Source organism: Crystallibacter permensis (assembly GCF_025960875.1).
In the GTDB taxonomy this organism is placed as follows: Bacteria; Actinomycetota; Actinomycetes; order Actinomycetales; family Micrococcaceae; genus Crystallibacter; species Crystallibacter permensis.
The window spans coordinates 56,138-76,059 of record NZ_JAODLR010000021.1 but is presented as its reverse complement, the minus strand read 5'-3'; the positions used below and the strand labels follow the sequence as shown (position 1 = coordinate 76,059).

At 64.3% G+C, this 19,922-nt stretch carries 24 protein-coding genes and 1 riboswitch; of the genes, 10 read left to right on the top strand and 14 right to left on the bottom strand.

The window, feature by feature from the left end; genetic code table 11:
* Nucleotides 1-774, top strand: a 774-nt coding sequence (locus tag B0G38_RS19105; RefSeq protein ID WP_319801270.1) for a sulfite exporter TauE/SafE family protein, incomplete at its 5' end; no start/stop codon positions are given.
* A gap of 70 nt (nucleotides 775-844) precedes the next feature.
* Here B0G38_RS19105 and B0G38_RS19100 read toward each other — a convergent pair.
* From B0G38_RS19100 to B0G38_RS19090, 3 genes are read right to left on the bottom strand one after another with little or no spacing between them, the layout of a single operon-like run.
* Nucleotides 845-1,864, bottom strand: a complete 1,020-nt coding sequence (locus B0G38_RS19100) for a 2-hydroxyacid dehydrogenase (protein ID WP_264670905.1) — start codon at nucleotides 1,862-1,864, stop codon at nucleotides 845-847.
* Nucleotides 1,858-3,159 carry a glucarate dehydratase family protein gene (locus tag B0G38_RS19095; protein WP_264670904.1) on the bottom strand — a complete coding sequence of 434 codons (1,302 nt, stop codon included), beginning with the start codon at nucleotides 3,157-3,159 and terminating at the stop codon, nucleotides 1,858-1,860. The genes B0G38_RS19100 and B0G38_RS19095 overlap by 7 nt, the downstream gene beginning before the upstream one ends.
* 28 nt (nucleotides 3,160-3,187) lie before the next feature.
* Entirely contained in the window at nucleotides 3,188-4,099 is a 912-nt protein-coding gene (locus B0G38_RS19090) for a 5-dehydro-4-deoxyglucarate dehydratase (protein ID WP_264670899.1), read from the bottom strand.
* A gap of 123 nt (nucleotides 4,100-4,222) precedes the next feature.
* Between B0G38_RS19090 and B0G38_RS19085 the strand changes: the two genes are divergently transcribed.
* Complete coding sequence (locus B0G38_RS19085) at nucleotides 4,223-5,149, top strand: LysR family transcriptional regulator (protein WP_264670898.1); 927 nt, start codon at nucleotides 4,223-4,225, stop codon at nucleotides 5,147-5,149.
* Between the two features lie 88 nt (nucleotides 5,150-5,237).
* Here B0G38_RS19085 and B0G38_RS19080 read toward each other — a convergent pair whose 3' ends face one another.
* Nucleotides 5,238-5,744, bottom strand: coding sequence for a flavin reductase family protein (locus tag B0G38_RS19080; RefSeq protein WP_264670897.1), 507 nt, complete (start codon nucleotides 5,742-5,744; stop codon nucleotides 5,238-5,240).
* A 59-nt stretch (nucleotides 5,745-5,803) separates the two neighbouring features.
* A riboswitch (SAM riboswitch) is annotated at nucleotides 5,804-5,923 on the bottom strand.
* Nucleotides 5,924-5,986: 63 nt separating this feature from the next.
* Nucleotides 5,987-6,235, bottom strand: a complete 249-nt coding sequence (locus B0G38_RS19075) for a hypothetical protein (protein ID WP_264670896.1) — start codon at nucleotides 6,233-6,235, stop codon at nucleotides 5,987-5,989.
* Nucleotides 6,236-6,491: 256 nt separating this feature from the next.
* On the opposite strand from B0G38_RS19075, the gene B0G38_RS19070 reads away from it, so the two are divergent.
* The 3 genes from B0G38_RS19070 to B0G38_RS19060 all read left to right on the top strand — a co-directional run bounded on the left by B0G38_RS19070 (nucleotide 6,492) and on the right by B0G38_RS19060 (nucleotide 9,075).
* Entirely contained in the window at nucleotides 6,492-7,211 is a 720-nt protein-coding gene (locus B0G38_RS19070; protein WP_264670895.1) for a PIG-L deacetylase family protein, read from the top strand.
* 628 nt (nucleotides 7,212-7,839) lie between these two features.
* Nucleotides 7,840-7,989, top strand: a complete 150-nt coding sequence (locus B0G38_RS19065; RefSeq protein ID WP_264670894.1) for a hypothetical protein — start codon at nucleotides 7,840-7,842, stop codon at nucleotides 7,987-7,989.
* Nucleotides 7,990-7,998: 9 nt separating this feature from the next.
* Complete coding sequence (locus tag B0G38_RS19060) at nucleotides 7,999-9,075, top strand: ATP-dependent DNA ligase (RefSeq protein ID WP_264670893.1); 1,077 nt, start codon at nucleotides 7,999-8,001, stop codon at nucleotides 9,073-9,075.
* A 37-nt stretch (nucleotides 9,076-9,112) separates the two neighbouring features.
* On the opposite strand, the gene B0G38_RS19055 is transcribed toward B0G38_RS19060, so the two are convergent.
* Complete coding sequence (locus tag B0G38_RS19055; RefSeq protein ID WP_264670892.1) at nucleotides 9,113-9,961, bottom strand: prephenate dehydratase; 849 nt, start codon at nucleotides 9,959-9,961, stop codon at nucleotides 9,113-9,115.
* A 239-nt stretch (nucleotides 9,962-10,200) separates the two neighbouring features.
* On the opposite strand from B0G38_RS19055, the gene B0G38_RS19050 reads away from it, so the two are divergent.
* Entirely contained in the window at nucleotides 10,201-10,815 is a 615-nt protein-coding gene (locus B0G38_RS19050) for a flavodoxin family protein (protein ID WP_264670891.1), read from the top strand.
* A 253-nt stretch (nucleotides 10,816-11,068) separates the two neighbouring features.
* Here B0G38_RS19050 and B0G38_RS19045 read toward each other — a convergent pair whose 3' ends face one another.
* The gene (locus tag B0G38_RS19045) at nucleotides 11,069-11,590 is read right to left on the bottom strand and encodes an SRPBCC family protein (protein WP_264670890.1); all 522 of its coding nucleotides are present in this window, start codon (nucleotides 11,588-11,590) and stop codon (nucleotides 11,069-11,071) included.
* 154 nt (nucleotides 11,591-11,744) lie between these two features.
* On the opposite strand from B0G38_RS19045, the gene B0G38_RS19040 reads away from it, so the two are divergent.
* A complete protein-coding gene (locus B0G38_RS19040; RefSeq protein ID WP_264670889.1) occupies nucleotides 11,745-12,998 on the top strand; it encodes a benzoate/H(+) symporter BenE family transporter in 1,254 nt (417 codons plus the stop codon).
* On the opposite strand, the gene B0G38_RS19035 is transcribed toward B0G38_RS19040, so the two are convergent.
* On the bottom strand, nucleotides 12,940-13,146 hold the full coding sequence (locus tag B0G38_RS19035) for a hypothetical protein (protein ID WP_169995894.1): 207 nt from the start codon (nucleotides 13,144-13,146) through the stop codon (nucleotides 12,940-12,942). The two genes, B0G38_RS19040 and B0G38_RS19035, sit on opposite strands and share 59 nt — an antisense overlap.
* A 383-nt stretch (nucleotides 13,147-13,529) precedes the next feature.
* Here B0G38_RS19035 and B0G38_RS19030 point away from each other — a divergent pair, with 383 nt between their 5' ends.
* Nucleotides 13,530-14,189 carry a hypothetical protein gene (locus B0G38_RS19030; RefSeq protein ID WP_264670888.1) on the top strand — a complete coding sequence of 220 codons (660 nt, stop codon included), beginning with the start codon at nucleotides 13,530-13,532 and terminating at the stop codon, nucleotides 14,187-14,189.
* A gap of 9 nt (nucleotides 14,190-14,198) precedes the next feature.
* Here B0G38_RS19030 and B0G38_RS19025 read toward each other — a convergent pair whose 3' ends face one another.
* From B0G38_RS19025 to B0G38_RS19010, 4 genes are all read right to left on the bottom strand, one after another.
* Nucleotides 14,199-14,999, bottom strand: coding sequence for an amino acid ABC transporter ATP-binding protein (locus tag B0G38_RS19025; protein ID WP_319801269.1), 801 nt, complete (start codon nucleotides 14,997-14,999; stop codon nucleotides 14,199-14,201).
* Nucleotides 14,986-15,645: an amino acid ABC transporter permease gene (locus tag B0G38_RS19020; RefSeq protein WP_319801271.1), complete on the bottom strand. Its 660-nt coding sequence runs from the start codon at nucleotides 15,643-15,645 to the stop codon at nucleotides 14,986-14,988. The genes B0G38_RS19025 and B0G38_RS19020 overlap by 14 nt, the downstream gene beginning before the upstream one ends.
* 42 nt (nucleotides 15,646-15,687) lie before the next feature.
* Nucleotides 15,688-16,509, bottom strand: a complete 822-nt coding sequence (locus B0G38_RS19015; RefSeq protein ID WP_264670886.1) for an amino acid ABC transporter substrate-binding protein — start codon at nucleotides 16,507-16,509, stop codon at nucleotides 15,688-15,690.
* A 223-nt stretch (nucleotides 16,510-16,732) separates the two neighbouring features.
* Entirely contained in the window at nucleotides 16,733-17,269 is a 537-nt protein-coding gene (locus B0G38_RS19010) for an AMIN-like domain-containing (lipo)protein (RefSeq protein WP_264670885.1), read from the bottom strand.
* Nucleotides 17,270-17,623: 354 nt separating this feature from the next.
* On the opposite strand from B0G38_RS19010, the gene B0G38_RS19005 reads away from it, so the two are divergent.
* Nucleotides 17,624-17,758, top strand: a complete 135-nt coding sequence (locus B0G38_RS19005) for a hypothetical protein (RefSeq protein ID WP_264670884.1) — start codon at nucleotides 17,624-17,626, stop codon at nucleotides 17,756-17,758.
* Entirely contained in the window at nucleotides 17,755-18,900 is a 1,146-nt protein-coding gene (locus B0G38_RS19000; protein WP_264670902.1) for a N(5)-(carboxyethyl)ornithine synthase, read from the top strand. Before B0G38_RS19005 ends, B0G38_RS19000 begins: the two co-directional genes overlap by 4 nt.
* Before the next feature lie 11 nt (nucleotides 18,901-18,911).
* Here the strand turns inward: B0G38_RS19000 and B0G38_RS18995 are convergent, their stop codons facing one another.
* Nucleotides 18,912-19,547: a cyclodeaminase/cyclohydrolase family protein gene (locus B0G38_RS18995; protein ID WP_264670883.1), complete on the bottom strand. Its 636-nt coding sequence runs from the start codon at nucleotides 19,545-19,547 to the stop codon at nucleotides 18,912-18,914.
* A 23-nt stretch (nucleotides 19,548-19,570) separates the two neighbouring features.
* Nucleotides 19,571-19,804, bottom strand: a complete 234-nt coding sequence (locus B0G38_RS18990) for a hypothetical protein (RefSeq protein ID WP_139004397.1) — start codon at nucleotides 19,802-19,804, stop codon at nucleotides 19,571-19,573.
* Nucleotides 19,805-19,922: the final 118 nt, after the last annotated feature.

Sequence of the window (19,922 nt, the reverse complement as noted above, 5' to 3'; positions counted from 1 at the left end):
CGATCAAAGTCCGCAACCCGGACCCGGCCCCGGCGCCGGCCCAGTGACAGACCAGTGACCTGGGCAGAGTACGTCCTCATAGCCGTAGCCGTCTTTGCTGCAGCGGGTCTGCAGTCCTCGATCGGCTTCGGCATGGGCATGCTCGCCGCCCCAGTCATCGCACTCGTAGACCCTGCCTTACTACCCGCCAGCATCATCATCCTGGCCCTGCTGCTGACCACGATGGTTACTGCCCGGGAACGGGCCCATCTTGATCTGAAGGGTGCCGGCTGGGCGTTGGTGGGAAGGATTCCGGGCAGCCTATTGGGAGCCTGGCTGGTTGTGGTGCTCCCCGCCGAGGGGCTGGCCTGGCTTGTGGCCGCAGCCGTCCTGACGGGGGTCGCGCTGGCCTTCTTCGGCTGGGCACCCCTTCCGGGCAGGGCGAATCTGATCACGGCGGGGGCGGCCTCCGGCATCATGGGAACTTCGACGTCGATCGGCGGCGCTCCCATGGCCCTTATCTGGCAGGGACAGCAAGGCGCCCGGCTGCGCGGCACCATGAGTGCCTTCTTCATGGTCGGCTCAGCGGTTTCATTGGCGGCACTGGCGGCCGCCGGCCAAGTGACGGCCGAGGTGCTCGTCCTGACAGCTTGGATGGTGCCAGCCGCCCTCGCTGGCTACATCGTCTCCCGCTACACCAACCGTTTCCTTAACCGCAGGCGGCTGCGGCTCATCGCACTCACAGCATCCGGATTTGGCGCAGTCCTGCTGGTGGGGCGGCTGCTGCTGGGCTGAAAATACGAGTGAGAGGCCTGACCCCGGCAAGCAATAACCGGGACCAGGCCTCTCACTCGCCGTCGTCGTTCTATTCGGCGGCGCGGACTACGTTGAACAGTGGACGACCCGCGGCCAGATTGGCGATGTTCGCGGCGATGTCGGCGGCACGGCGTTCGAAGGTCACGCGCGCATGGCCGGAGTAGTGCGGCGTTACGACGACGTTCGGCAGCGTCTCGAATGCAAAGTCCGACGGCGGAATGTTGCCTTCGGCGGGAAGTCCCCACCAAACGTCGATCCCGGCTCCCGCGATGCGGTTGCCTGCCAGTGCGTCGTACAGTGCAGCCTGGTCCACTACAGGTCCGCGGGCAACGTTGATCAGGAAGGCTGAGCTCTTCATCCGGGCGATTTCGGCAGCTCCGATCAGTCCATACGTGTCAGCGTGCAGCGGGACGGTCACCACGACCACGTCCGAAGTCTCCAGCAGCTTGGGCAGCTCGTCATTGCCGCCCACCCACGCCGGGTGTATGCCCTCAGGCAGTTTGGCGGCAGGATTGTTGCGGACTGCCTGCACAGTCATGCCCATAGCCTCGGCGAGCCGGGCCACTTCGCTGCCGATCGAGCCCAGGCCCACCAGTCCCAGCACCATGGAATCCAGCGTCGGGTGGAACGGCACCTCCGGGCTGGTGGCGATGGTCTGCCAGTTCCCGGCGCGGAGCTCGCGGTCCGCCGCCAGGACGCGGCGCGAGAGCATCAGCGTGACCATCAGGACGTGTTCGGCAATGGGGCGGGCATGGTGGAACGTGTTGGCCACGGCCACCGATGGGGCCAGCGAACCGACAGCAACCTTGTCGAAGCCTGCCCCGGTAACGTGGACCAGCTGCAGCCGGGAGGCGACGGCAACCTGTTCGGCCGGTAGGGCGGAACAGACCACCACATCCGCGTCGGCGATGGCCTTGCCTTGCCGATCTGCGTCCCAGGCCGAGGCCATCTGCCACCGGTGAGCACCGCCGTCGTGCCTTAGCTGGGTTTCGAAACGGCTGATGATCGGGTCGGTGACCACAATGTTCAGCTGCCGTTCGGCCGCGGCAGTGCCGTGCACGGCTACCATCGCGGGCACTTGATTTCGTAGGACGGGTGGATCCGCTGCATGTAACCGGTATCGTCGCGGCTGCGCAGCCCGGAGCCGAGGTACTGGCGGTGCAGTTTCTCCAGCCGGCCCCGGTCCAGTTCCACGCCCAGTCCCGGCAGCGTTGGAACCTCGACGGCGCCGTTCTTGAACTCGAGCGAACCGGGAAGAATGACGTCCTCTTCGGGATCCTTCCATGGCCAGTGCGTATCGCAGGCATAGTCCAGATTCGGGGTAGCGGCAGCCAGCTGGACCATGGCCGCAAGGCTGATTCCCAGATGCGAGTTCGAATGCATGGACAACCCCATGCCGAAGGTGTCCGTGATCCCCGCCAACGCCTGCGAGCGGCGCAATCCACCCCAGAAATGGTGGTCCGAGAGGATGACGTCCACGGCCCCGGCGGCTACGGCCGGCGCGACGTCGGCGAAGCTCACCACACACATATTGGTGGCCAACGGCATGGCCACCTCGCGGCGGACCTGGGCCATGCCGTCGATGCCCGGGGTGGGATCCTCGAGGTACTCCAGGACGCCGTCGAGCTCGCGGCCCACGCGGATGGACGTCTCGACTGTCCAGGCCGCATTCGGATCCAGCCGCAGCGGCAGGCCGGGGAATTCCGCACGCAGTGCCTTGATGGCGGCGATTTCCTGATCGGGCTCGAACACGCCGCCTTTGAGCTTGAGGGCGGTGAATCCGTAGTCCCGGACCATCCGGCGGGCCTGCTCGACGATGCCCTGCGGGTCCAGCGCTTCACCCCAGGAATCTGCCTCAGCGCCCGGATGCCCGGCCCACTTGTAGAAGAGGTATCCGCTGAAATCGACGGCCTCCCGGACAGCGCCGCCGAGCAGGTCACTGACGGGACGGCCCAGCAGCTTGCCCTGGATGTCCAAGGCCGCGACGTCGAAGGGGGACAGCACGCGATCCGCGGTGCTGGACCCGGTGACCATCCCGCTCATCCCGTGGCCGCCTTGGCTGGTGTCCGAGGCCAGTGCTGCGGCAACCTTCGCCCACATTTGATTGATGTTGAAGATGTCCGTGCCCGGCAGGGACCGGGCAGCCACGTGGAGCCGCGCCAAGTGCGCCTCGTCGCCGTAGGTTTCGCCTAGTCCGCTGACGCCGGCGTCCGTGTGGACCTCGACGATCGCCCGCAGGGCAAACGGCTCGTGGACACCCACGGTGTTGAGCAGGGGCGGGTCCTTGAAGGCAACGGGGGTGATGGTAACCCCGGTAATAGCGGCCTGGCCGAGGTTTGCCAGCACGGAAGTGGCTTGGTCCATTATCGATTCGCTCACTGGGGACCGTCCCTTAGCTCAGCAGTGCCCGGCCGGCAGCCAGGAGACGCTTGAGCTCTTCGCGGTCCTGTTCCGAGGCATTGGTCAGCGGCGGCCGGACATGGCCGCTCCGGATTCCGCCGAGTTCGGCACCAGCCTTGACCAGGGCGACGGCGTAGCCCGGCACCGAATCGCGCAGCCGCACCAGCGGGTGGAAGAACTCCCGGCCCAGCTGGGCAAGACGCTCTTCGTCGCCCGTTTCGAGGGCTTGGTAGAAGGCGACCGAGAGTTCAGGCGCAAAAGCGAAAGTGGCGGACGAATACAGAGTCACACCGATGGCGCGGTAAGCCTGCTGGGAGGCCTCTGCGGTGGGCAGCCCGTTGAAGAACTGGAAGTCCTTGCCGGATCCAGCCAGCTCATCCTTGACCGCGCGGACAATACGCGACATGAGGTCCAGGTCTCCGGCACCGTCCTTCAATCCGGCCACATTATCGATACGGGCAATCTCCACGGCGGAGGCTTCCGTGAAGCGGGCGTTGGCACGGTGGTAGACGATGACGGGCAGCGATGTGGCCCCGGCGATGGCCTTGACGTATGCCACCAGACCCTCTTGCGGGCTGTTAACAAGGTAAGGGGGGAAGAGCAGGATGCCGTCGGCTCCAGCCGATTCCGCCAGTTGGACCTGGTCCTTGGCGAGGGCCAGCGCGCCGCCGGCTCCCGCATACACCGGTACCCGGCCCGCCGTCGTCGCAACAGCGGTGGTCACCACATCGGAGAGTTCGGCCAAGGAAAGGGCATGGAATTCGCCGGTCCCGCAGCCGATGAAGATACCGCCCGGTCCGAACTTCAGCCCATGTTCCAGATGTTCTTTGAGAGCGCCGTGATCCACGGAGTCGTCGCTGGCGAAGGGGGTAATGGGAAAGAACAGCACACCGTCAAGCAACATTTAATCTCCTTGGTAGCGAAAGAACCGGCGCTTCGTTGTCGCCTGCACTACTCTGACGATAAGTGCCGTCATCGATGCGCGTCCAAGCTAAAATAGGCACAGAACAATACAAGGAGCGCATCGATGTTTTCGCTGATCCAGTTGGAGTCCTTTATTGCAGTAGCTGAGGAGCTGCATTTTGGTGCTGCAGCCGAGCGGCTCAACATGACGCAGCCGCCGCTGAGCCGGCAGATCCAGCTGTTGGAAAAGGAGTTGCACGCGCAGCTCTTCGACCGCACCAGCCGCCGGGTCGAGCTGACCGCCGCGGGCCGGACCCTGTTGCCCAGTGCCCGGCTGATCCTTGACTTGTCAATCAAAACCCAGCTGGACGTCCAGCGCGTGGCAACAGGTGACGCCGGCGCCGTCACTATTGGCTATACCGCCATAGCAGGCCAGAGTGCGCTGCCCAGACTTCTGAGGCGCTCGGCCGAAGATCAGCCAGGCGTCTCCCTGCTGCTGCGCGAACTGGTCTCCACGGACCAGATGGACGGACTGGTCAAAGGCACGGTGGACATCGGCTTGCTGCGGCCAATTGTTGCCCGACCCGGTATCGTGTCGCGGCCGGTGATGCAGGACCGCCTGGTGATCGCCTTGCCCGAGGAAAGCCCGTTGCTGGAGGAGGCGGAGTCCTTGCCGCTGCAGGCCCTGAGCAGTGAGCCTTTGATGATGTACTCGACCAGCGAGGCCCGCTACTTCCATGATCTGGTGCTGCGGCTGTTTGCCAGTGCCGGCGCGGAGCCCCGGATCACGCAGTATGCCAGCCAGGTTCCGGCCCTGTTGGCCTTCGTGGAAGCGGGCCTCGGCGTGACGCTGGTTCCGGCGTCGACGCGGGCGTTTTCGCCGCCGGGGGTGCGGTTCCGTGAGATCGAAGGCTCCCGCGGTACGCAAGCGCTGAACCGCGTAGACCTTGAAGTGGCGTGGAACGAGAACAATACCAATCCGGCGGTTCTCAAGCTCCTGAGCCTGCTGGACGGGAACCTGGACGAACCATCAGCTGCCGGCGCCGCGTAGGCCCAACCTGACACGATTGCTGCTTGGCGCGATCCCCCGCCGGTCCTTGGAACCCAAGCGTCCGCCGTCGTTATTTGGGAGCAGTTCCTCAGATGTAGGCGGGCTGTTCGAGCCGGCGGAAGCCGGAGCCGTGGAAAACCAGCGGCTCGTGGGCGCCGTCATGCGTGGTCAAGCCGTGGACGCGCAGCAGCACCACATGGTGGTCGCCGGCGGGGACTTCCTGCTCCACCGAGCAGTCCAGCCACAGCGCGGCTTCCTCAAGGAAGAGGGCGCCTTCGTCTGTGGAGTGCAGGGGCAAGCCGGCGAAGCGGTCGCCGGTCTTCGAGGCGATCTGGCGGCAGACGCCGTCATGCCCGGCGCCGAGGATCGACACGCCGATACGGCCGGCCTGGCGGACAACCGGCCAGGTGCGGGACGTGTTCTGTACTGCGAACATCACCAGCGGCGGGTCCATGGAAACGCCGACGGTGAAGGAAGAAGCCACGATTCCCTGCGGCTCGCCGTCGACCAAGGCGCACAAGGCAGCGATGCCGGAGGGGAAGCGGCCGAAGGCGCTGCGGAGGGTGTCGGGCTGCAGGTCGTCAGTCAGGGGCATCGCGGTTGTCCTTTGCCATCAGGCGGATCCGTTGGCCCGGCTCGTCGCGTGGGGCGGATACGCGGTACTTGCCGAACCGGTGTCCTTCCGGTACGGCCGAATCATCACCTGGAGCACCCCGCTACGCACGAGAGGGTTGCCGGCCAACAAGCCAGGGCTCGATGTTGGCGCTCATGATTCAACTATCACGCTAAGAGCCCGACCTGCTGTGGGTCAAGCCAAGGCAATAGTACGTAACGCGCTCAGGCCGTCACGGGGTGGGCTGTGTAGTGCAGGACGGATCTCTTCTGCTGCTCCGTCAGTTCCTGGGCTACGCCGCAGGAGGCGCAGACAAGCACGTACTGCCGCGCCCGGACGATTGGGGAGACCTGGGTGCCGGTTCTGCCCAGGTGCTTGTCCAGGCGGTGTTCTCCGACCGAATCGCAGCGGGCACAGTGCAAGTCAAGGGCGGCCAAGGTACGTATGGCCAGATGGCGGGGCAGATTTTTCACGGCAGATCCTTGGGCGTGAGACGTGCGCGGATGAAGGCAAAGCTGTGGTTCGTGGCGTCCCGCAGGGACGGGTATTGAGGTTCTTCCATGGTAGGGACGCGGCTCGCTGACGACAATGACCGTAATGGGAAAGAGATTCCGGACATTGACGCGAGATTGCGCCGTTATCAAGGTACCGGCCTTGCCCTCGCGGCTACGCTGAGTGAAACAACAGTCATCGGGCCAATGCAGCGGCCCGTGCACGGGGGAGGCAGCTATGGAAACGTCGTCGGAAATGCCGAGTGATTGGCAGCGGGCGCTGGTGGTTATGGCCCACCCGGATGATCCGGAGTACGGAGCCGCGGCGGCCGTCGCCCAGTGGACAACGGCGGGCAAGAGCATCGGCTACGTGTTGGCGACGCGGGGTGAAGCAGGCATTGCCGGGCTTGATCCCCAGGAGGCGGCGGTGCTCCGGGCCGAGGAGCAGCGTCGGGCGTGTGGGCACGTCGGCGTCGAGGACCTGGAGTTCCTGGACTACGCGGACGGCAGGATCGAGAACACGCTAGGCCTGCGGATGGATATCGCCCGCGCCATCCGCCGGCACCGGCCGGATGGCATCGTCACCCTGAACTTCGGCCAAACCTGGGGCCCGGGCAGCTGGAATTCGCCCGACCACCGCAACCTGGGAACAGCCGTCATGGACGCGGTAGCGGACGCGGCCAACGAGTGGATCTTCCCCGAACTCAGCGCAGAAGATCTGCCGCCGCACGCCGGCGTGCGCTGGGTGGGCGTGTGTTCCATGCACCCCACGCACTGGCTGGACGTCGACGGGGACAGCGTTGAACGGGCCGTCCGGTCCCTGAGTGAACACCGGCGCTACCTGCAGGCGCTGAGCCCGGAGCCCGTTGAAGCCCAGGCCCGGCGCCAGATCGAGCTAACCACCGGTGGTCCCGACGCCGCAGCCCGGCGGGTTGGGTTCGAGCTTTACCGGTTCTGACTCGAGTCCGCGCGGTTAGAACTATTCGGTATCGACGTCGGCCTGCATTGCAGGGCTGTAGCGCGGGCCGCCGACAGCATGCTCTTTCCCTGTCGCCGCGAGGGGCCGGAGGTAGGGCTCTGTCCAAATCCGGCCGCGGATACTAACGTGATGGAGGGACGCTTCAAGTCGGTCAGCGAACGCCGGCGGCCTGGCTGCGCAGGAAGGACCATCATGGGCAGGCTCATTATCCAGCAGTTCACCACGATGGACGGCTACGCGGCCGAGCCTGATGGCGGCCTGCGGTTTATGGACCAGATCCGCGGCTGGACTTCCATCATGGATGCCAACACCCGCCTGCTTGAGGGCTGCTCGGCCATTCTGCTCGGCCGGGTAACCTACTCGATGTTCGCCGCTTACTGGCCGGGCGCCGATCCGCAGCAGGAGCCCATCGCGGAACCGATCAACCGGCTGCCCAAACACGTGGTGTCCAGAACCTTGGAGCGGGCTCCCTGGGGCGAGGGCGAGGCGCAGGTTATCGGCGACAACATTCCCGCCCGGATCCACGAACTCAAAGAAGCCGAGAGCGGCGACATCATAGTCTGGGGCTCGCTGACCGCTGACACGGCTGCTGTTCCGCAAGGAGCTGGTGGACGAGTTGTACCTGCACATGCTGCCCACCGTGCTCGGCGAAGGGCTGCCGGTATATCCGCCGTCGGCTGCCGGAGAAAAGTTTGTCCTGCACAGCGCCGAGGTCCTGAAGCCCGGCGGTGTCGCCGTCCGCTATACCGTCCGCTAGGAGAGACGCATGAAACTTCCGGTGATGCCCCCGGTCGCCCCGATGCTGGCGAAGCCCCTCAGCGATATTCCCGACGGCGACATGAGCTTCGAGCCCAAGTGGGACGGGTTCAGATCGATCATCTTCCGCGACGGGGACGACGTCGAAATCGGCAGCCGCAATGAAAAGCCGATGAACCGCTACTTTCCCGAGATCATCGAAGCGGTCAAGGAGAACCTGCCCGAACGGTGCGTGGTCGACGGCGAAATCGTCCTGGTCTCAGCTTCGGGGGACCGGCTGGACTTCGAGGCCCTCCAGCAGCGGATCCATCCCGCCGCCAGCCGGGTGAAGCTCCTGGCCGAACAGACGCCGGCCAGGTTTGTCGCCTTCGACCTGCTGGCTCTGGGCGACGAGGACCTGACCGGCGAGCCCTTTGCCGAGCGCCGTGCCCGCCTGGAAAAGGCGCTCGCCCATGCGCAGCCGCCGATCCATCTGACGAATGCCACGGCGGACCACGGTGTGGCCACGCGCTGGTTCCGCGAGTTTGAAGGCGCCGGGCTCGACGGCGTGATCGCCAAACCGCTGGACGGGCTGTACCAGCCGAACAAGCGGGCAATGTTCAAGATCAAACACGAGCGCACGGTGGACTGCGTGCTGGCCGGATACCGGGTTCACAAAAGCGGCCCGGACCGGATCGGCTCCCTGCTGCTGGGCCTTTATAACGACGACGGCGAGCTCGCCAACGTGGGCGTGGCCGGTTCGTTTTCCATGCAGCGGCGCCAAGAGCTGTTCGAGGAACTGCAGCCGCTGGTCACGACCTTCGATGACCATCCATGGGCATGGGCGAAGCAGGAGGAGGGCACCCGGACCCCGCGCAATTCCGAAGGCAGCCGGTGGAGCGGGGGCAAGGACCTGTCCTTCACGCCGCTGCGCCCGGAGCGCGTGGTCGAGGTGAAGTATGACCACATGGAGGGTGAACGGTTTCGGCACACTACGCAGTTCGTCCGGTGGCGTTCGGACCGGGATCCACAGTCCTGCACTTACGAGCAGCTGGAAGAACCGGTGAAGTTCAACCTCGACGAAGTGCTCAATCCCGGGAAAGGCTGACTTGTTCGGCGGTGCCGGCCCCGATCCGGACGGTTCCCTAAGCGGTTTTGAGCCGGAAGGGATGCGCCGGATAGACCCCGAGGATACGGATCTCGGTGGTGAAGAAGTCCAGTTCCTCGAAGGCATGAATCATTGCCGTGTCTTCGGGATGGCCCTCCACATCCACCATGAACATGGTGGCCGCAAATTCGCCGCCGACCATGTAGCTTTCCAGCCGGGTCATGTTAATGCCGTTGGTGGCGAAGCCGCCCAGCGCCTTGTAGAGGGCCGACGGAACGTTCCGGACGCGGAAGACAAAGCTCGTCACGGCCCGGCCCGCGAGCTCTTCGCGGCTGGGAATCGGCTGCTTGTCCGCCAGCACTACGAAGCGGGTGGTGTTCGTGGGATCGTCTTCTGCATCGCGCGCGAGGACATCGAGTCCATAGAGCTCGGCGGCCATTGGCGGCGCGAGGGAAACCTTGGACGGATCCTTCCACTCGCTGACCTCGCGGGCGGACCCTGCAGTGTCGCCGGCGATGACCGGTTTGAGGCCGAGCTCGCGGATCAGCTTCCGGCACTGCCCCAGTGCATGAATGTGGCTGTGGACTTCTTTGGCCTCGTCAATGCTGGTGCCGGGGATCCCCAGCAGGCTGAACCTGATGCGCAGGAAGTGTTCCTCGATAATCTGCAGCGTGGTGTTGGGCAGCATGGCATGGATGTCGGCAACGCGCCCGGCGATCGAATTGTCGATGGGAATCATGGCCAGCTTTGCCTGGCCACTGGTGACTTGAGCGAAGGCGTCCTCGAAGCTGGCGCACGGCACTGCCTCCCAGTCGGGGCGCACTTCTGTGCACGCTATATGGGAGTTGGAGCCGGGTTCACCTTGGTAGGCGATTGCATCAGTCATGGCTGAATTATCGCATCGCCGCCTTCGCTCAATGCATCCGTGACAAAAGAGAAGGCACCGGCGGGTCGGGAGGTTGGGGGAAACTCCGACCGCCGGTGCCGTAATCACTCGCACCTATGAGGTGTTTTCAACAGTAGGGCCTGTACATGGATACAAACCCGGAGCAACCTGTGAATAACCTGAATGCGAATGTGCCGCTTAGGGTGGCAGTCCGTCGGGATCGTCGGCAGAATGGCCGCATGGATGATGTGAAGCTCAAAGCCCTTGCCCTGGTCTGCACCCTGACGCCGTCGCCCAAGCCTTCGAGCAGCGAGTTGCTGGCCCGCCAAGTCATCCAGCAACTGAGTTCCCAAGGCGTCGAGTGCGATCTGATCCGGGTGGTGGACCACAACATCAAGCCCGGCGTCCAGACCGACATGGGCGACGGCGACGAGTGGCCCCGGATCCGGGAGCAGATTCTCGCCTCGGACATTCTGGTGCTCGCCACGCCGATCTGGCTGGGACATCCGGCAAGTATTGCGCAGATGGTTCTTGAGCGGCTGGATGCGGAGCTGTCCGAGACGGATGGCCAGGGCCGGCCAAGCATGTACGACAAGGTGGCGCTGGTCGCCGTCGTCGGAAATGAGGATGGCGCCCACCATGTCACCGCCGAGCTCTACCAGGGCCTGGGCGATGTCGGCTTCAGTATCCCGGCTCAGGGATCCACATACTGGGTCGGAGAGGCCATGCACGGCACCGACTTCCAGGACCTGCCCGAAACGCCGGAGGTAACAGTAACGACGACGGCGACGTCCGCCCGCAATGCGGTGCATCTGGCCTCGAGCCTGAAGAAAATGCCGTACCCCGCGAGTTGAAGAAGCTGAGGTGTCCGGATCCCAAGCCAAGAGTGTCGCCGGTGGCCTTAAACGAACGACACCGGCTGGTCCAGGAGGTTGGGGGAGGCTCTAGGACCAGCCGGTGTCTTGTTCACTCGCACCTTTGATGAGGTACTTGAAACGCTACGACTCCATTTTGTAAATTCACCCTGAAGAAGCTGGCAACTGCCTGAGTGCCACAGCCAAAGCAGCGCATCAGCCCGATTTCCGGACGGGTCTAGACCCGACGTGCCTAGACCGGGCGGCCGGGCGGCAGGTCGTCGTCCATGTTTGCGGCAGCCTGGCCAGCGCTGCCTGCGGCGATGTCATCGACGTCGCCGCGCCAGGCGCCTGTCTCGGCTCCTCTGTTTTCGACGAACTCCTTGAACTTCTTCAGATCCGACTTCACCTGGGCGCTGTCGATCCCGAGCTTTGCACCGACCTTTTCCGTAAAGGTCTCCGGATCCCATTCGAAGCGGACCGCGACCTTGGTGCTTTCGGGGCCGAGCCGCTCAAAGGTCACGGCTCCCGCATGGGACTTGCCGTCGAGGCTTCGCCACGCGATGCGCTGGTCCGGATGCTGCTCCACAATCTCCGTGTCGAACTCGCGTTCCACGCCCCCGATCTTGGTGATCCAGTGGTTTGTGGTGTCGGTCAGCTGGGTCACGGACTCAACCCCGGACATGAAGTTCGGAAAGGACTCGAACTGCGTCCACTGGTTGTAGGCCGTGCTTGCCGGGACGCCGACGTCAATAGTCTGTTCTACCGTTTCCATGCTTGTGCTCCTTCGGCTTGAGTGCAGAAAGTCCGCCGTCGCGGACGAGCCAGTGGCCACCGCTCTTCACGCTACACAAGGGCGTACAGTGCCACAATGGGAACCTAAGTTTGCTGGCAGGTTTCGTTCCGGGCGTAAGTGCTAGCCTCTGCCTGTGGCCAGCAAACAAGATGAACCCGAAGTTGCAGCGCAAGCAGCACCGGCGCACGGGCATGATGCAACACTGTCCGCCGGAATCGTCACCGCCGTCGTCGGTTTTACCAGTTCCTTTGCCGTGGTGCTGACCGGGCTGCGCGGTGTCGGCGCTACACCCGCCCAAGCGGCTTCCGGCCTGTTGGCGCTGTGCGTTTTGCAGGGAATCGGGATGCTTATCCTGGCCCAGCGCTACCGGATGCCGCTGACCCTGGCCTGGTCAACGCCGGGAGCGGCGCTGCTGGCCTCGACCGGGGTCCTTCCCGGCGGGTGGCCGACTGCGGTCGCGGCCTTTGCGATGGTGGGAGTCCTGGTGGTTCTTGCCGGGGTCATCCGCCCGCTGGGCAGGTTGGTCGAGCTGATTCCATCGGGCGTGGCCTCGGGCATGCTGGCGGGAATCATCCTGTCCATCTGCCTCGATGCGGTGGGGCTCGCCGGGGCAAACCCGGGACTGCTCCTGCCGCTCGTGCTGGCCTGGGTGCTGGGTATGCGCTGGTGGAGCAAGTGGGCCACGCCCGCCGTCGTGCTGGTGGGTTTCGCGGTCATTGCCGCCAGCCCCGGCATGCGGGATCTGCGCTGGGAGGATCTGCTGCCCCAGGTGAGCCTGGCGGCGCCGTCGCTGGAGCTATTGCCTGCTGCCGCTCTGGCCGTGCCGCTTTTCATTGTCACGATGGCTTCGCAGAACGTGCCCGGCGTGGTGGTCATGCGCAGTTTCGGCTACCGAGTGCCGTGGCGGTTTTCGATGCTACTGACCGGCGCGCTGACCTTGCTCGCGGCGCCGTTCGGCGGGCATTCCGTGAACTTGGCCGCGATCTCAGGCGCCCTGGCCGCGAATGACGACGTGCATCCCGACCCGTCCCGGCGCTGGCGGGCAGCCCGGATCGCAGGCGTCACCTATCTGGTGTTCGGTCTGCTCAGCACGGGGGTGGCGGCGCTGGTGGTGCTCGGTCCCGACGGAATCATGGAAACGATCGCCGCCCTGGCCTTGCTGGGCGTGCTCGGTTCCTCGGTTTCCGCAATGATTTCCGACGGCGGCGGACGGGAGGCTGCGCTCGTCACCTTCGTGATTGCCGCCTCGGGCGTGGGCTTTGCCGGTATCGGTGCAGCCTTCTGGGCGCTGCTGGCCGGGCTGGTGGTCCATCTCCTGTTGGAGCGGACTAAGCGATGGCTTCCTCGGTCACGCCGAACGGCACCTCTTCGCTCAACTCAACAGTGAACTGACCGGGTCCGGTCTTGGTGACCAGAATGCCGTGGATGCCGTCCTGTCCGGCCAGTTGCTGGAGCTCGTCCACAACAGCGTCGAGCAGTTGGTCTGCTTCGTCCACGGAGGAGGCGGTGATCTTCTTATGTGTCAATGAGGTCATAGTGCTGACTCAATCTTTCGTCCCCCCGCTGGTGCGGGGCTTTTTTGAGTCCCGGTTCCCTCGGTTGGGGCCGAGGATGCCGGGACTCTCCGGGAACCTGGTTCCGGGCTGTGGGGGAACGGCCGGACCCAGGTGTGCCCACTCTGCCAGTGAGACGAAGGATGACAGAATGCGGCTCAGATATTACTTAGTTGGAATCGACAACGATTCTAACTGTTTTTTCGGGGATGGCTAGCCCGCCGCGCCCTGCAGGGGTTTCCGCCGCCCTTGCGCGGTGATATTGGCAGTGATTCACTTAACAAATAAGACTACTTACTATTCGCGTTGTGCGCGGTGCATTTTCGGGCACCGCGGAGCAGTTGCGGGTGGAAGGAATCGTCATCATGAATGCAAGACATGAAGCGACCGGGCCGGATTACGACCGGGCGGACAGCGGACGCGGGGACGGGGCGGAACCGGCGTACGTCGACCGCCCGGAGGACCGGCGCACGGTGGTCGGCCGGGAAAAGGAGAAGTACGGCGGCGTCAAGATCGGCTCCGCCTTTTTCGGGTGGCTGACGGCGACCGGTGCTGCGGTGCTGCTGATCGCACTGGTCAGTGCCATCGGTGCCGCGATCGGCGCGAATACCGGCCTCAGCCCGGACGAGGCAGCAGGCGCGGCGGCGCAGGATGCGGCGACGGCAGGAATCGTGGGAGCCATAGTGCTGGCTGTGATTCTTTTCATTGCCTATTACTGCGGAGGTTACGTCGCTGGCCGGATGGCTCGCTTCAACGGCATGAAGCAGGGCATCGCGGTCTGGATCTGGGCCGTAGTTATCGCGATCATCATCGCCGTGGTCGGGGCTGTGGCGGGAAGCCAGGCCAATGTCCTGGCGAACATGAACGCCTTCCCGAACATCCCGATGGGAGCAGACCAGATGACCACAACCGCGCTCATTACGCTGCTGGTCATCGCGGCCGTTACTCTTGCCGGGGCAATCCTCGGCGGCCTCGCCGGAATGCGTTTCCACCGGAAAGTGGACAAAGAGGGCCTCGGGGCATAATCGGCTGCCCTAGAACGGGTTGAGCAGCCTGTGCACGAACTGCTGGGTGCGTTCTTCCTGCGGATCGCGTAGCACCTGGTCCGGGTGGCCGCGTTCCACCACCACGCCGCCGTCCATGAAGACCACTTCGCTGGCTACTTCGCGGGCAAAAGCGAGTTCGTGCGTGACCAGAGCCATGGTCCAGCCCTCCTCGGCCAGTTCCTTGATCACGTGGAGTACGTCGCCGACCAGTTCAGGGTCCAGCGCCGAAGTTGGCTCGTCGAAGAGCAGGAGCGAGGGTTTCAGGGCCAGCGCGCGCACAATGCCGACGCGCTGCTGCTGGCCGCCGGAAAGCTCGTGCGGGTACTGGTCCTTCTTATCCGCCAGCCCTACCCGGTCCAGCAGGCTCGATGCCTCGCGGACGGCCTCGGCCTTGGGACGCTTCTGTACCTGGACAGGACCCTCGATCACGTTTTCCAGCACCGTCTTATGCGGAAAGAGGTTGTAGTGCTGGAAGACCATCGCGCTCTGGTCCCGCAGGGAGGCGAGCTGCTTCTTCGATGCCGGCGAGGCGAAATTCACCGGGCGGATACCGCGGAAGGCGACCACTCCGCCGTCGGGCGTTTCCAAACCGTTCAGGCAGCGCAGGACCGTGGTCTTGCCGGAACCGGAGGGCCCGATGAGCGCCAGCACCTCGCCTTGCCGGACGGACAGATCGATGGACTTGAGGACCTGGTTCGCGCCGAAAGACTTGCGCAGGCCGGACACGGTGAGCACCGGCTCGTGCGCAGGCACTGTTCCGCGCGGGGCCAGGGGGTCAATGGGCGACATAGCGGTCCAGCCTCTTTTCCAATTGCGACTGCCCGCTGGAGAGGATCAGGCAGAAAACCCAATAGATCACGGCCGCTTCGACATAGAGCACCATGAACTCCTGGCTGAACGCGGCGATCTCCTGCGCTTGGCGGAACAGCTCGGTGACCAGGATCAGCGAGGCCAACGAGGTGTCCTTGACCAGCGAGATGAACGTATTGGACAGCGGCGGCACGGACACCCGCGCGGCCTGCGGCAGGATGATCCGCCGCAGCGTGGTCACTGGCGACATGCCGATGGTGTGCCCCGCCTCCCACTGGCCCTTCGGCACGGACAGAATGGCCGCGCGGATCACTTCCGCCGCATAGCCGCCGACGTTGAGCGAGAACGCGATGATGGCGCTGGGCCACGGATCAATGACCACACCGATGGACGGCAGGCCGTAGAAGATCACGAACAACTGCACCAGCAAGGGCGTGCCGCGAATAACGGACACGTACCCGCGGGCGATCGCCGAGATGACCTTGTTGCCGCTGAGCCGCATCAGGGCGACGATCAGCGCGAGGACCAGGCCCAGGAAGAAGGACGCCAGGGAGAGCGGGATGGTTCCCCGGATGCCGCCTTGGACCAGCGGCCAGAACGAACCGGCAACGAGGTCCCAATCAATGTCCATACGGTTAGGCTAATGCCTTGGCCTGCGCCGCCGTCGTTATTGCGTAACGTCCTCGCCGAAGTACTTCTCGGAGATTTCCGTCAGCTTGCCCTCCGCGCGCAGTTCCTCGAGGGCGGTGTTCACCGCGTCGACCAGCTCGGTGCTCCCCTGCTTGAACGCCAGCGCGCTCAGGGACTCTTCCTCGGTTTCGGCGGCGATCTTGATGTTCTCGTTGTTGCTGGTGTTCTGGTAATCCAGGTAGGTCAGCTTGTCGTTGATGGTCGCGTCCACCCGGCCCTGCTCGAGCAGCGTTACGGACTGGGCCCAGCCTTCAACCGCTTCCACATTCGCGCCGGACTCCTGCGCGAGGGTGTACCAGTTACTGGTCAGGGACTGCGCCGTGGTTTTGCCCTCGAGGTCGGCGAAGGAGGTGATCTCGGAGTTGTCCGCCTTGGTCACGAGCACGCCCGTGCTCACGGTGTAGGGGTCGGAGAATTCGTACTTGGCCTGGCGTTCCTCATTGATGGAGACCTGGTTGGCGATCACATCAAAGCGGCCGGCTTCCAGACCCGCGAAGATCGCGTCCCACTGGGTCTCTTCGAACTGGGCTTCCACGCCGAGCTTGTCGGCCACGGCGGTGATGATTTCGATGTCGAAACCGGTAAGCTCCCCGGCGCCGCCCTCGTGGAAGGAGAACGGCTTGTAGGTTCCCTCGGTGCCGACCGTGATGACGCCGGCATCCTGGATTTCCTGCAGGGTGGTGGGGCCGGCATCTGCAGACGTTGCACCGGGTTCCGCTGGTGTGGAAGATCCGCAACCGACAACGGCGAGGGCGATCGCGGCGGAGGCGCCAAGCAGGGAGAGGCGGCGACGAATCATGGTGGACCCCTTAGAAGATGTCGGTGGTGCTGCCGGCTGACGGCCGGAACGCTGAACGGTAGCACGTACAACGCCGGCGGGCAGAGCCAATATTCCGAAATGTGTCATGGCTGCCTAACAGCGGGAACGACGGTGTCCCCGTCAGATGGATTATGCGCCTTGCATAGCCACCTGCGGGGACACCGCTGCCGTTATAGCCGGGATGGATTAGTTTCTTTAGTGCCTACCAGCGGTGGGCGACATCGATCACCAGCCTTGTCTGCGAGCCCGGGCCATTGAGGGTGAAGGTGCGGAACGGCAACCGAGCCCGGACGCCGAGTCCGATGGTCGTCTGGCCCTCGAAGCTGCCGGCCCACGCTACCTGGCGGAAGGTCCGGAAATCCTGGACGTTGACAATGTTGGACTTGTTGCGCGGAAGGTACGTTGCCTTGCCGTTGGCGTATGCCGGGGCTTTGACAATGATGCGCAGGTCGGTCCCCCGGAGCGGAACACGGTCGCCCTTGCCTTCGGTGTAGACCGAGGCGTAGCGGACGTCGTATCCGGCGCGCTTGCCCTTGATGTCGAACACCAGACGGTCGAAGCAGGCGTGCTTGCCTGCCCGCACATTGGCCAGGTGCCCGTAGGTCGTGGCCGAAGACGTTTTAGCGAGTGATCCCCAAGAAATGCCGCAGTAAGGTGCTGCAGTGGCTGCGCTGGGTGCGACAAGTCCCAGTCCAACGATCAACATGATGACCGCGAGCCACGCATGCAGTTTTTTCATGGCTGAAAGCCTTTCAAATTGCACGAATGATGCTCCCAGAATATGACGCTATCCAGCCGTTTAATCCCTGTCTTTCAATACTGATTCCGAACCGTCACGGGATATTTCAGAAGTGCTTCAAATCGGGCACGCAAGCCCGGTTGGAGCCTCCCGCGAGGGCCCTGTTGTAGCCGTTTCGCAACGGCCGGTCACAGTCGATCACAAGGGAAACCGGGCTCTTCGGGGGAATTCAGGACCGCCATCGAATCGCTGGCGTTTCCCGCTCCGAAGTGAATCGATGCATGACCCGGATTTTAGGCATCGTGTAAACTCAGAACCTCGGAGCCATTGCGGCTCCAATTAAGGAAACCCCTAATGGCAGACAAGTCCCCGCGACAGTCCATGTCCAAAAAGCCCGGCAAATCGATCAAGCAGAAGCGCACCGATAAGAAGGCCGGCGCCGCCGCTGCCTCTGAAATGGAAAAGCTCACGAAGGCCAAGAAAAACTGAGCCCCGTGAGCCAGCTGAGCCTGGGAATTCCGTCCACCACCCGCAAGCCCGACGAGCGGCGCCTGCCCATCCACCCGCGCCACTTTGAGCAGATAGACCCTGCGCTCCGGAGCCGGATCACCTTGGAGCACGGCTACGGCGAGCGGTTCGGACTCTCCGATGCGCAGCTGGAGCCGCTGGTAGGCCGAATCACCTCGCGCCCGGAGCTCATTGAGTCATCCGACGTGGTCCTGCTGCCGAAGCCCCAGCCCGAAGATCTCGCCGAATTGCGGGATGGTCAGGTCCTGTGGGGCTGGCCGCACTGCGTCCAGGACCGGGCCGTCACCCAGCTTGCCATCGACAAACGCCTGACGCTCATCGCTTACGAAGCGATGAACCACTGGACCAGCGACGGCGGGTTCGGCCTGCACGTTTTCCATAAGAACAACGAGTTGGCCGGCTACAGCTCGGTGCTGCACGCACTGCAGTTGATCGGGTCGACCGGCGACTACGGGCGCCGGCTGCGCGCCGTCGTTATTGGATTCGGGGCCACGGCCCGCGGGGCCGTCACAGCCCTCAATGCCCACGGCGTGCACGGCGTGCAGGTGCTTACCAGCCGAAGTGTCGCCGCCGTCGGCTCGCCGATCCACTCGGTTGATATTGTCCAGTTCGACCATGATCAGGATGCGCCGTTCCTGAGCCACGTGATCACGCCGCGGGGCCGGATGCCGCTGGCGCCGTTCCTGGCCGAGAACGACATAGTGGTCAACTGCACGCTGCAGGATCCCAACGCGCCGCTGATTTACCTGCAGACCGAGGATCTGGACGCCTTCACGCCGGGGAGCCTGATCGTGGACGTCTCCTGCGACGAGGGCATGGGGTTCAGCTGGGCGCGTCCGACGACGTTCGCCTCGCCGATGTTCGAGGTCGGGGACCACATCAACTACTACGGCGTGGACCACAGCCCGTCCTATCTGTGGAATTCGGCCACGTGGGAGATCAGCCAGGCGGTCCTGCCGTTCCTCGGCACCGTCATGGCGGGCCCGTCGAGTTGGGACGAGGACCCGGTCATCCGCCGCGCCATCGAGATTCGCGACGGCGAAATCCGCAATCCTGCCATTCTTGCGTTCCAGGACCGGTCGCCGGAGTACCCGCACCTCTAGGCCGGAAGTGGTCAGGGCCCGCCGCGGCCGTTGATCAGGCTGCGGATGCGGGCCGAGAGTTCCTCGCAGCCGTTGATGATCCGCCCCGCTTCTGCGACGGCCGGTTCCAGTGCCGCCAGGGTTTGCTGATCTTTGATGTCCGCGATGTTGATCTCCAGCGTCACGCGGCCGGAGGAAGCGGCGGCGCGCGCGGCCTCGGCGGCGGCGCCGATGTCGCTGAGCACGTTGGGATTGGAAAAGCCGGCCAGCTCCTGCCCCAGCCGAAGGATCTCCCCGGCGAGCTCGACCAGTTTGCGTGGCGGCTCGGCGGCCCGGGCCAGCGATTTCTGCACGGTCCGGGTCCGGGCCTGCGTCTCCTCGTCGGTTCCGTCCGGAAGTGCGTAGGCATCGGCCACCGTGTGGAAGGACTGTTCGTCCGCATCTGCCAGTTCCAATGCCGCCGGAATCAGGTCCCGGGCCGCAGCGAGGATCCGCGCGGTGCGCTCAGCATGCTCGGCGTACTCGGGCCCGCTGGTGAAGTTCGCCGCCATGGACAGCAATGCCGCCCCTTGCGCCGCCTGCAGCGCCCCGGCCGCACCGCCTCCCGGCGTGGGTTCGCCGGAGGCAAGGCGGTCGAGGAATCCGCCGATCTTCTCGTCACGGATCATGGGCTGGACCTTCCTGATCGCGGCTACTGCTCGGAATTTCCGGGATCGAATTCACTCAAGGGTGCGCCCTTGTCGCCGCCGGTCCGGTCGTAGCTGTCCATTTCGTCCGACACGGTTTCATCCACCGTTCCCTCTTCCTCGGTGTCGATGCCGCCTTCCACCAGTTCCGGCGGGACGGCATCCACGCCCTCGTCGGGGATAACAGGGTCTTCGCCCTGGATGTTGAGGTCGGGGTCGGGGAGATTCTGTTCCGTCATGGCTCTTTCCCTTCGGTCGGATGCCACATCCGGTGGCATTACTCAGCCAGCTTAGTAACTCCAGGCCCAAAGGTCAGCACCAAGCGCCAACCTGCGCCAATAACCAACCGGATCCCCA

Bases quoted from the DNA above. Each gene is read 5' to 3' on its own strand.
- B0G38_RS19100 (WP_264670905.1), bottom strand. From the start codon at position 1,864: ATGGTAGCCGTGCACGGCACTGCCGCGGCCGAACGGCAGCTGAACATT.
- B0G38_RS19095 (WP_264670904.1), bottom strand. From the start codon at position 3,159: ATGGACCAAGCCACTTCCGTGCTGGCAAACCTCGGCCAGGCCGCTATT.
- B0G38_RS19090 (WP_264670899.1), bottom strand. From the start codon at position 4,099: ATGTTGCTTGACGGTGTGCTGTTCTTTCCCATTACCCCCTTCGCCAGC.
- B0G38_RS19085 (WP_264670898.1), top strand. From the start codon at position 4,223: ATGTTTTCGCTGATCCAGTTGGAGTCCTTTATTGCAGTAGCTGAGGAG.
- B0G38_RS19080 (WP_264670897.1), bottom strand. From the start codon at position 5,744: ATGCCCCTGACTGACGACCTGCAGCCCGACACCCTCCGCAGCGCCTTC.
- B0G38_RS19070 (WP_264670895.1), top strand. From the start codon at position 6,492: ATGGAAACGTCGTCGGAAATGCCGAGTGATTGGCAGCGGGCGCTGGTG.
- B0G38_RS19060 (WP_264670893.1), top strand. From the start codon at position 7,999: ATGAAACTTCCGGTGATGCCCCCGGTCGCCCCGATGCTGGCGAAGCCC.
- B0G38_RS19055 (WP_264670892.1), bottom strand. From the start codon at position 9,961: ATGACTGATGCAATCGCCTACCAAGGTGAACCCGGCTCCAACTCCCAT.
- B0G38_RS19050 (WP_264670891.1), top strand. From the start codon at position 10,201: ATGGATGATGTGAAGCTCAAAGCCCTTGCCCTGGTCTGCACCCTGACG.
- B0G38_RS19045 (WP_264670890.1), bottom strand. From the start codon at position 11,590: ATGGAAACGGTAGAACAGACTATTGACGTCGGCGTCCCGGCAAGCACG.
- B0G38_RS19035 (WP_169995894.1), bottom strand. From the start codon at position 13,146: ATGACCTCATTGACACATAAGAAGATCACCGCCTCCTCCGTGGACGAA.
- B0G38_RS19030 (WP_264670888.1), top strand. From the start codon at position 13,530: ATGAATGCAAGACATGAAGCGACCGGGCCGGATTACGACCGGGCGGAC.
- B0G38_RS19025 (WP_319801269.1), bottom strand. From the start codon at position 14,999: ATGTCGCCCATTGACCCCCTGGCCCCGCGCGGAACAGTGCCTGCGCAC.
- B0G38_RS19015 (WP_264670886.1), bottom strand. From the start codon at position 16,509: ATGATTCGTCGCCGCCTCTCCCTGCTTGGCGCCTCCGCCGCGATCGCC.
- B0G38_RS19010 (WP_264670885.1), bottom strand. From the start codon at position 17,269: ATGAAAAAACTGCATGCGTGGCTCGCGGTCATCATGTTGATCGTTGGA.
- B0G38_RS19005 (WP_264670884.1), top strand. From the start codon at position 17,624: ATGGCAGACAAGTCCCCGCGACAGTCCATGTCCAAAAAGCCCGGCAAA.
- B0G38_RS18995 (WP_264670883.1), bottom strand. From the start codon at position 19,547: ATGATCCGTGACGAGAAGATCGGCGGATTCCTCGACCGCCTTGCCTCC.
- B0G38_RS18990 (WP_139004397.1), bottom strand. From the start codon at position 19,804: ATGACGGAACAGAATCTCCCCGACCCCGACCTCAACATCCAGGGCGAA.